We start from the raw sequence: 8357 nt of genomic DNA, 5'->3' as shown, positions 1-8357 counted from the left end.
ATGTCAGCCCTGACCACGCGCTGCACCGATCCAAAGGTTCTTCTTGCGTCACACGGGGCGTCCACACATGTCGCAAACTCGCTTTTTAGCTGCCAATTCTAGAAAGCCCGCGCTGACCGGCCGCTGTGAAGTCGACGGGCTTAACACCACCGGCATAACCACAAAATGGCGCTAAAATCGCCTATACTTTGAGCTTGCGACAGACCCCCTGCAGAACTGGGTCCGGCAATTCTCGGTCTGAGAGATCAGGTTCGCACCTCAGGTAAAAGAAACCCCGAGCCACATCGCGAGAAACGCCAGAGAGCTGACAACAGCAGCCCATTCCGATGGCGACAGCCCGCCTGGGCTTGGAGTGGATGAACGGCCTCGGGTCATGGGAAACTCAGCTCAGGGCGCTCGGACCGCCTGTCCTCGCCGGCCAAGGACAAACGAAGCGATCCAACCATATCGGGTCGCAGTCTATGCTGCAGTGCAGCAAGAACAAGAGCGTCAGGCATGACACTGTCATGCGTCACGAACATGAACACGCCGCTCCCAAAGGACTTACACATCGTCTGGTGGTTCCGAGGACGCCGAGCGAACCCGCTCCTGATCAGGTCGGCCACGGCCGGGTTCAGGGCCGATCAAGCGGAGAAGCGGCCTCATCGCCTCACCCGGGAAGCCAGGACGGCTTGGTGCACGGGGTGATCGCTCGGGCCGGGAAGATCTGCCTGTACTGAGCGCCGACAAGCTGACACGGCCCGAGTGATTGCGACCGCCCGTGGGGTGAGGTGATATGTGAGGCAACCTCAACCTTGGAGATTGGTGTGCACGGGGTGCGCACGGCAAATTCTGCAACCGCGGTGATCCAATCTCAATGGGCCGGTAACCCTTTGAAATTCTTGGTGAGCGCGCTGGGACTCGAACCCAGGACCCTCTGATTAAAAGTCAGTGCTCAGCCGCTTTCAGCACCTCACATTTCATCACATTCATAAGGGCTGTGGATCAACTAAACCAAGGCATTGAGGGTGTTTGTAACGTGTTGTTAGCATCCTGCCATAACAGCCGCTGACAGCCTCTGCACGTTACCCCAGCGTTACCCGGAACTCACATGCCCGCTTCCCTCACCGCCCGTTCTGTCGAGAATGCCAAGCCGGATCCTTCTCGGCGCCTTGAATTGCCCGACGGGGCCCTCCCCGGGTTCTACCTTGTGGTCCAGCCCTCTGGCGCAAAGTCTTGGGCCGTCAGGTATCGCGTGTCCGGAAAGCCGAAGAAGTTCACGCTGGGTCCCTACCCTCGCCTGACCTTGGCAGATGCCCGTGAGCAGGCCCGCGCTGCCCTGCGGACAGCATCGGAGGGACGGGACCCGAGTGTTGTACGAGCGGCCGCCGAGCTGGAAGCTGAGGCTGTCAGCAAGCTGCGCTTTGGGGCTGTGGTGGCCGAGTTCATCGAGCGCTATGCCAAACCGCGCAACCGCACCTGGCCGGAGACCGAAAGGCTGCTTACCAGGGCCGATCTCGCCTCCTGGCAAAATCGCGACATTCGCTCGATTAGTCGGCAGGAGATCCTGGAGGTACTCGACCGCATGGTCGAGCGGGGCGCTCCGGTTCAGGCTAACCGACTTGTAGCGGCCATGCGGCGATTCTTCGGATGGGCCGTAGAAAGGGGGCTCCTTGAAGCCTCGCCCATGGCCGCGCTTAAGCCTCCCTCGGCGGAAGTCTCGCGGGATCGGGTGCTTTCGGACGCGGAGCTCGCCGCTATCTGGCGTGCCGCTGGAGAGATCGGTTTCCCGTTCGGGAGCGCGGTGCAGTTGATGATCTTAACTGGGCAACGCCGAGCAGAGGTCCTAGAGGCGGAGTGGCGCGAATTTGACCTCGGACGTGGGTTATGGACCATCCCATGCGAGCGCTCGAAGAACGGTGGCGCTCATCTGATCCCGCTTGCCCCAGCTGCAGTTGAGCTGCTTCGTGCCGTACCTCGCATTGGGCCTAACCCGAGGCTCGTGTTCACTACAACAGGATTGACCCCGTTCTCTGGGGTATCCAAAGCCTTCGCCCGCCTCACGGAACTCGCTGGCAGAAAGATGTCGGAGGAGCATTGCCTGGAGCCCTGGCGTCTTCACGACCTTCGGCGCACCTTCGCAACCGGTTGCGCACGTCTTAGCATCCCGCTGCATGTCGTCGAGAAGTGTTTGAATCATGTTTCTGGCAGCTTTGGTGGGATTATTGCTGTCTACCAGCGTCACGATTTCCTCAACGAACGCGTCCAGGCAATGAGCCTTTGGGCCGAGCACATTTTGCAGCTGCAAGCTGAAAACTGACAGGAGGCGGGAAATGCCGTTCAAAGAGTATCGAAGCAAGGAAATGGATGGAACCACCGGCAGCATCTATCAGCCGCCTCAATCGGTTCATCGGATGACGAGATCCTCAAAGACGCTCGCAATTACGCAATGTTCGTCGAAAGTTTACAGGCAACTCATGGGAAGAACGGCCCATGGGCTCCAACGGTTGTCGAGCAGGAGATGATACTGAATTTATTTAACCTGCCGCCTACCTGGGGATACTATCGTCCATCCCAGGAAGGATGGGAGCGGTGGAAGCACACGGAATTCTACGAACTCGCTAAGTTATGCGTCCAAACTAGTCAAACTTTGGATTCGGATGGCGATACTGATAGCTTGATCGAAAAGTTGAATCCGACGGGCTATGCGAACCTCCCGCAAATTGCCGAAGCCGAGTTTGGACCTAGCTCACCAGAACACTTCGCTGCACAAGTCATCGATTTAGCCGGACGGCTCGATTTCGCCCGAGAGCAGGGCTTCCCGTACGTCACGGAAGCGTTAGCGTTCGGCCTCGGCCGACTCATTTTGGCCCGCCAGACAAAGATCTACGCGCAACAGAGCTGGGAGGCTGGCGAGAAGGTGCGCGCCGGCGGGAGGAAGGGGGCCGAGCTGAGCAATGGTACACCACAACAAAGACAGCAGCGAGACGACGCTATCATTGAGGCAATGGCGGCGGAGCATCGCCACGGCAGAGGTAAGATGGCGAGCTACAAAAAGATCGCGAAGATATTTGATGTAAGCACCGCGTCGGTGCGTCGGGCGATGAAAAAGATTGCTCAAAGCTCCTGATGAGCAATTTATGCCGCTAATAAATTGATCGCCCACGTTACTGAACAGGAGCGATCAATTGTTACCACCGGAGACTTACCTGAACGGCCGCAAGGTCCGAGAGCGTTATGGCATCAGCAGCATGACGCTGTACCGTTGGCAAGAGGACGAGGAACTCGACTTCCCGGAGCCGCTTATTATCAATGGCCGCAAACTCTGGGCCGAGAGTGCCCTAAAGACTTGGGAGCGTTCCAAAGCAGCCTCATCGCGCAGCAGCGCATCCAGCACCGGCAAACGGAGCGCTTGATGTAGCCCGTCCTGCTGATCAGGCTGCTAGCTCCCAAAACCCTCTCGGACGAAACGTAGAAGCGCCACAACATCGCGCCTCTAATGGTCAAGGGAATCGCGCTTAGTCGTGCCTTCCCAGAGCATTTGAGGCCTGTTCTTTGTGGCTGCGATATCTCGGCCGCGGTCCAGGCGATTTGCCTACCCAACTCTCAAAACAGTTCCGCATTAGCGCGGCCCTGCCTGTCGCAGGGCCCATGCCAATGCACATCTCGCTATGCCCACCTGCTCCATCATGAACACACCCCTTCCATACGTTCTACTCAATGACATCCACGAGCTTCGCGCAAAGGATTGGCTCATTGAAGGGGTCATCGGTCGTCGCGAGATCGTCGGCCTGGTTGCCGAGCCCTTTAGTGGAAAATCGTGGCTCGCTTCGTATACGGCCCTGTGCGTTGCCATGGGGTGGAATTGGTTCGGCCGCAGAGTGCAGGCGGGTACCGTGATCTACATCGCCGGTGAACGCGAGGCCGTTACCATGTCGCGATTGCTCGCAGCAAGAAATTACCACGAGATAGAAAATGTCGCTATTGCAGTAGTATCCCAATCTCCAAACCTTGATCGTGACGATGACATCAGCCGGCTACTGTCTGCGGTCCGTGAGATTGAAGAGAGACTCGGCCAGCCCACAGCCCTGATCATTTTCGACACGCTTGCCCGAGCAATGCTTCGATTAGACGAGAACAGCGCGAAGGACGCAAGCATTGTCAACCATGGTCTCGACCGGATCGTGCGAGAGACGGGTGCCGCGATCCTCCTACTACACCACACCCCAAAGGGCGGCAGGGAGTTTCGCGGGTCCAGCGCCTTCACCGGAGCGCTTGATGGCCTTCTGACCCTCAGAGCGTCACGTCAGGTCCGCTACGTTAAACTCGAGCAGGCCAACGACGCGGAAGAAGGTGCAGAGTTTGAATTCCGTCTCAAAGATGTTGCGCTAGAGGATGGGCGAGAAGCGGTAATCGTGGATCCTCTCCCGCCATCGCAAGACCAAGCGCGCACGCCCGGAGCAGTGGAGGCTCCCGGCGGAGCCTCCACTGCGTGGCCCAAACGGTCGGGAACGAAGGAGCGCCCTCACTTAACACCCGACCAGAAGGTGGTGTTCGATGCGCTCGTGAAAGTCGCCGGCGATCAGAATGAGCTCAGAAATCAGGACGAGTGGAGGAGCGCTGCCATCGCTGCTCTGCGTGCCAAGAAGCCGCGATCTGATCATGCCCTTGATCAAGCGTTCAATGCTGCCCGCAAAGCCTTGAAAGATCTAGGTTTCATCAAAATTGATGGCACCACCGTTCTGATCAGAATCCAATCAGAATCTGATCAGAATCCCAATCCCCGGCACCGCAATCAGAAATCAGATCAGAACGCCCCCCTTAAAGGGGGCGTTCTGATCTTACTGATGCTGCCCTGTGAACTGATCCGTATTGGGCAGATAAAGCCGTTCCCCTCCACCTCCAACCCAACAAGGATCCAAAGGATGAATTCTCAAAAGATCGAACTCTTCAAAATTCGTGAGCGGCTCTCAGCGTCAGGCTCAACCTACTTTACGGGCTTGCTCGGCTCAGCGAGGGTGGTCATCTTGAAGGACAGCCGCACGCCGCCGGATGAGCACTGCGTTGCGGTTTGGCAAGTCTTTGTAGAGCCAAAAGACGACCATATCAGCAATACAGGGCAGGCGTTCGGGACGCGACGCACAAAGCCCGCCGAGACACGCCCTTCAAAGGGCGCATCTCGGCGTTCGTCCCGCTCGAAACAATCTGAGGCCAGAGCGGGTCAGCTTCTGAAAGAGCACGGCATTGAACCTGGTGAGATCAAGGACGATGAGGTGCCGTTCTAATGTGTACCCACGGCTCCTTACGTCGCGTATACGCGTCTTGTGCTCTGATCGTCGAAGAGAGCCACCGTTGATGGGTCCTCTGAGCATCACACAAGCGATCATATCCGTCACAAATAGCACCAAACGAGCCGTTCTACTGATGGGGTGCAAAACATAGCCGAGGATGCCGGGGCTTGGGACCTGTCACCGCAACGTAAGTAGGCGTGGGACAAGGAGAGCGCCCCCAGACAGGGGCGCGTTGTCCCGCTGCCGGGCCCGCTACAGCACCGTGGTTGTCCCCGGGTATATAGCTGGAACCGTTGGGTCTTTCTGTGATCAGAGGACAATCCAGGGAACAAAACGAATCTGCGCTCACGCCGCAGATTTGCGGGCATGCGGGGACAGCGAGGGGACAGGACGCACGCTGTAGACCCTCTCGCCCCAAAACAGCAACGCGGTGCGCCCATAGCAATCGGTAGCTGGTTAGCATCAGCCCGCACCTATACGAACGCTATGCCCTCATGACCGCTTAGCACCTCGGTCCGAGCCGTCCACGAAGGCGTACGTACTGGCGGACGACCATCGCTTCTCCGGCCTCAGGCCACAACCAAAGGAAAAATGGTGAAAGAGCTGTCCATCACACCTGACGAGGCAGACCTGGAGCTTTCTGACAGTCCAGAGGTGCCCAGCGTATTCGGTGAGAGGTGACACACCCCCGGGTACATGCGAGCTCATCGACGCGTCACTCTAACCCTTTTCGGACATCCGGATTCACAAGGAAGAGAGGAGAGTTCAACTTGTCCCTTAACCCTCTCGTAGAAGGACCTATCGGGCACATCGACATCAAAATATGAAATAACTAGCGACGTGCCAGTCTGCGGAAAACTCTGGCTCATTGCGAGCGGTGAAGTTGCTTCGTGTATCATGCAGCGCCCGTTAGGCCTGAAGAACACGATAGACCTGCATTCGAGAACAGCCGAGAGCCCTTGCGATGGCGGCGGGCCCATGCCCCGCCGCGTGCATCGCCTTCACCCTTTCATGGTCGAGGCGGCGCTTCCCACCTCTGTAGACACCTTCCACTTTGGCCCTCTGAATCCCGCCTTTCTGTCGCTCCTTGATGAACCTACGCTCCATCTGGGCCACCATGCCAAGGACAGTCAGAACGAGATGCCCCATTTCACCACGGGTGCTTACGTGCGGATCAAGCACGGTGAGAAACGCCCCTTTCTGCTCGACCTCATGAACGATATTGAGGACGTCTCGGGTGTTCCTGCCAAGGCGGTCGAGACGGGTGACGACAAGCTCATCTCCAGGGCGAAGGAACTCAATGATTGTCGCCAGTTCGTCACGTCCGTCTCGGCTTGCACCGGAGACTTTCTCGGAGCGGACGACCTCGCATCCTTCGGATTTCAGCTTGGTGATTTGGGAGAGGAGGTCTTGGTCAGAAGTGGAGACACGAGCATAACCGATACGAGCCATGTGTAACCTCAGGGCTTAAGACCCTTCTACAGTTGCGTCACATCTCTCCTAAGTCAACCCTGATGTTACGCCTCCAAGCATGGCCATGTTACGTCAAATCAAGGTATACCCAGGCGTTACAGGCGTGGAGGGTTCAAAGCCTATTTCCTATGCTTGACCTTTATTCCCGTATCGCGAAGCTATACTCATCTTCGCTGGTTCGATTTGGGGAAGCGTTGGGGGAGTTGAATGACACTTTGGTGGGTAAACCTAGTCCCGGGCCACAAGGAAGGTGCTAGATCAGCTGGGTGGGTGTAGACTGGCCGGATCTAAGGGAGGGCTCTCCCATGCTCAAGCGCTATCACGTCGACCTCACCGGCCGCGAACGCAGCGAACTGCTGGGCCTGCTGAACAAGGGCATCGCCCCAGCCCGCACGCTCACCCGCGCCCGCATCCAGCTGGCCGCCGATGAGCACAAGACCGACGCCGAGATCGCGGCCAGCCTGCATGTGCATCCCGCCACCGTGGAGCGCACCCGCCGGCGCTTTGTCGAGGGTCGGGCCGCCCGGGCGATCCACGAGAAGCCGCGGCCTGGCGGCCACCCCAAGCTCGATCCCAAGCAGGAGGCCTTTCTGGTGGCGCTCGCCTGTAGCAAGGCACCCTCAGGCCGGAGACACTGGACCCTGCAGCTGCTGGCCGACCGTCTGGTTGAGCTCGGGGTGGTGGAAACCATCAGTGACGAGACCGTGCGGCGGGCCATCAAAAAAACACACTGAAGCCGTGGGCGCGCAAGCAGTGGTGCATCGCGTCGGTCGGAGCAGACTTTGTCTGGCGCATGGAGGATGTGCTGGATCTCTATGCCGAACCCTACAAGGCAGATCGGCCGGTCGTCTGCTTTGATGAGCTACCGTTCCAGCTGCTTGCGGACACGCGCGCTCCCCAACCGGCGTCTCCTGGCCACCCTGCTCGGGTGGACTACGAGTACCGGCGCCAAGGGACGGTCAACCTGTTCGTATGCTTTGAGCCTCTGGCCGGCTGGCGCCATGTCGAGGTGACGGCCCGGCGGACGAACAAGGACTTTGCCGAGCAGATGCGAGCACTCGTCGACGAGCGCTATCCTGAGGCGGCGCGGATTGCGGTAGTGCTCGACAATCTCAGCACCCACTCGCCGGCCGCTCTGTACCAGACCGTCCCACCCGCCGAGGCGCGCCGCCTCGTGAAGCGGCTGGAGTTCCATTACACGCCCAGACACGGGAGCTGGCTCAACATGGCCGAACTGGAGTTTGCGATCCTCAGCCGCCAATGCCTGCACCGGCGGCTACCGGACCAGACGACCCTCAGACGGGAAATTGCCGCTTGGGAGGCTGAACGCAACACGCTAAAAGCCACAGCCCATTGGCGCTTCACGACCGCAAAGGCTCGCTCCAAACTACGGCGACTCTACCCTGCATGATCACTGTGGCCCAGAACTAGTTCCCCCAGCACCAGCTCCATCAGTTTGCGTCCGATGCGCATGCGGCAGCGGTTCGAGTCGACGCGCCATCGAAACGATAGCGGCATCATGTTGGCCAGAGGGTCTTAGCAGGAGCTTTCGCAGATCGGGGGAGAAAGCCATCGGAAATTGGGTATGCAGGGCTCATTCGACATTTTGTGCTG

At 58.5% G+C, this 8357-nt stretch carries 5 protein-coding genes, 1 tRNA gene and 1 pseudogene; 5 read left to right on the top strand and 2 right to left on the bottom strand.

All coding sequences use genetic code 11. The annotated features are described in order from the left end of the window. Positions 1 to 882 precede the first annotated feature (882 nt). Positions 883 to 954: transfer RNA gene (locus DC522_RS35215), tRNA-Lys, on the bottom strand. Between the two features lie 136 nt (positions 955 to 1090). Between DC522_RS35215 and DC522_RS37665 the strand changes: the two are divergent. From DC522_RS37665 to DC522_RS31530, 4 genes and pseudogenes are all read left to right on the top strand, one after another. Then, positions 1091 to 1354: pseudogene (locus DC522_RS37665) on the top strand (Arm DNA-binding domain-containing protein); the annotation flags it as partial. 60 nt (positions 1355 to 1414) lie between these two features. Beyond that, complete coding sequence (locus tag DC522_RS31545) at positions 1415 to 2299, top strand: site-specific integrase (protein WP_245444719.1); 885 nt, start codon at positions 1415 to 1417, stop codon at positions 2297 to 2299. A 129-nt stretch (positions 2300 to 2428) separates the two neighbouring features. Then, entirely contained in the window at positions 2429 to 3109 is a 681-nt protein-coding gene (locus tag DC522_RS31540; RefSeq protein WP_116532407.1) for a hypothetical protein, read from the top strand. Between the two features lie 559 nt (positions 3110 to 3668). Then, positions 3669 to 5264 carry an AAA family ATPase gene (locus tag DC522_RS31530; protein WP_165820406.1) on the top strand — a complete coding sequence of 532 codons (1596 nt, stop codon included), beginning with the start codon at positions 3669 to 3671 and terminating at the stop codon, positions 5262 to 5264. Positions 5265 to 6179: 915 nt separating this feature from the next. On the opposite strand, the gene DC522_RS31525 is transcribed toward DC522_RS31530, so the two are convergent. Continuing rightward, a complete protein-coding gene (locus DC522_RS31525) occupies positions 6180 to 6722 on the bottom strand; it encodes a recombinase family protein (RefSeq protein ID WP_116532404.1) in 543 nt (180 codons plus the stop codon). Between the two features lie 326 nt (positions 6723 to 7048). On the opposite strand from DC522_RS31525, the gene DC522_RS31520 reads away from it, so the two are divergent. Then, positions 7049 to 8154, top strand: a protein-coding gene (locus tag DC522_RS31520) for an IS630 family transposase (protein WP_116532403.1) whose coding sequence is annotated in 2 segments (ribosomal slippage) — positions 7049 to 7469 and positions 7469 to 8154 — 1107 coding nt in all. Because the reading frame shifts where the segments join, the coding sequence is not laid out codon by codon here. Positions 8155 to 8357: the final 203 nt, after the last annotated feature.

It is taken from the genome of Microvirga sp. KLBC 81 (genome assembly GCF_003075415.1).
In the GTDB taxonomy this organism is placed as follows: Bacteria; Pseudomonadota; Alphaproteobacteria; order Rhizobiales; family Beijerinckiaceae; genus Microvirga.
This window is presented reverse-complemented; position numbering and strand designations above follow the sequence as displayed.

Coding starts and splice junctions, on each gene's coding strand:
- DC522_RS31540 (WP_116532407.1), top strand. CDS start 2,429: ATGTTCGTCGAAAGTTTACAGGCAACTCATGGGAAGAACGGCCCATGG.
- DC522_RS31530 (WP_165820406.1), top strand. CDS start 3,669: ATGAACACACCCCTTCCATACGTTCTACTCAATGACATCCACGAGCTT.
- DC522_RS31525 (WP_116532404.1), bottom strand. CDS start 6,722: ATGGCTCGTATCGGTTATGCTCGTGTCTCCACTTCTGACCAAGACCTC.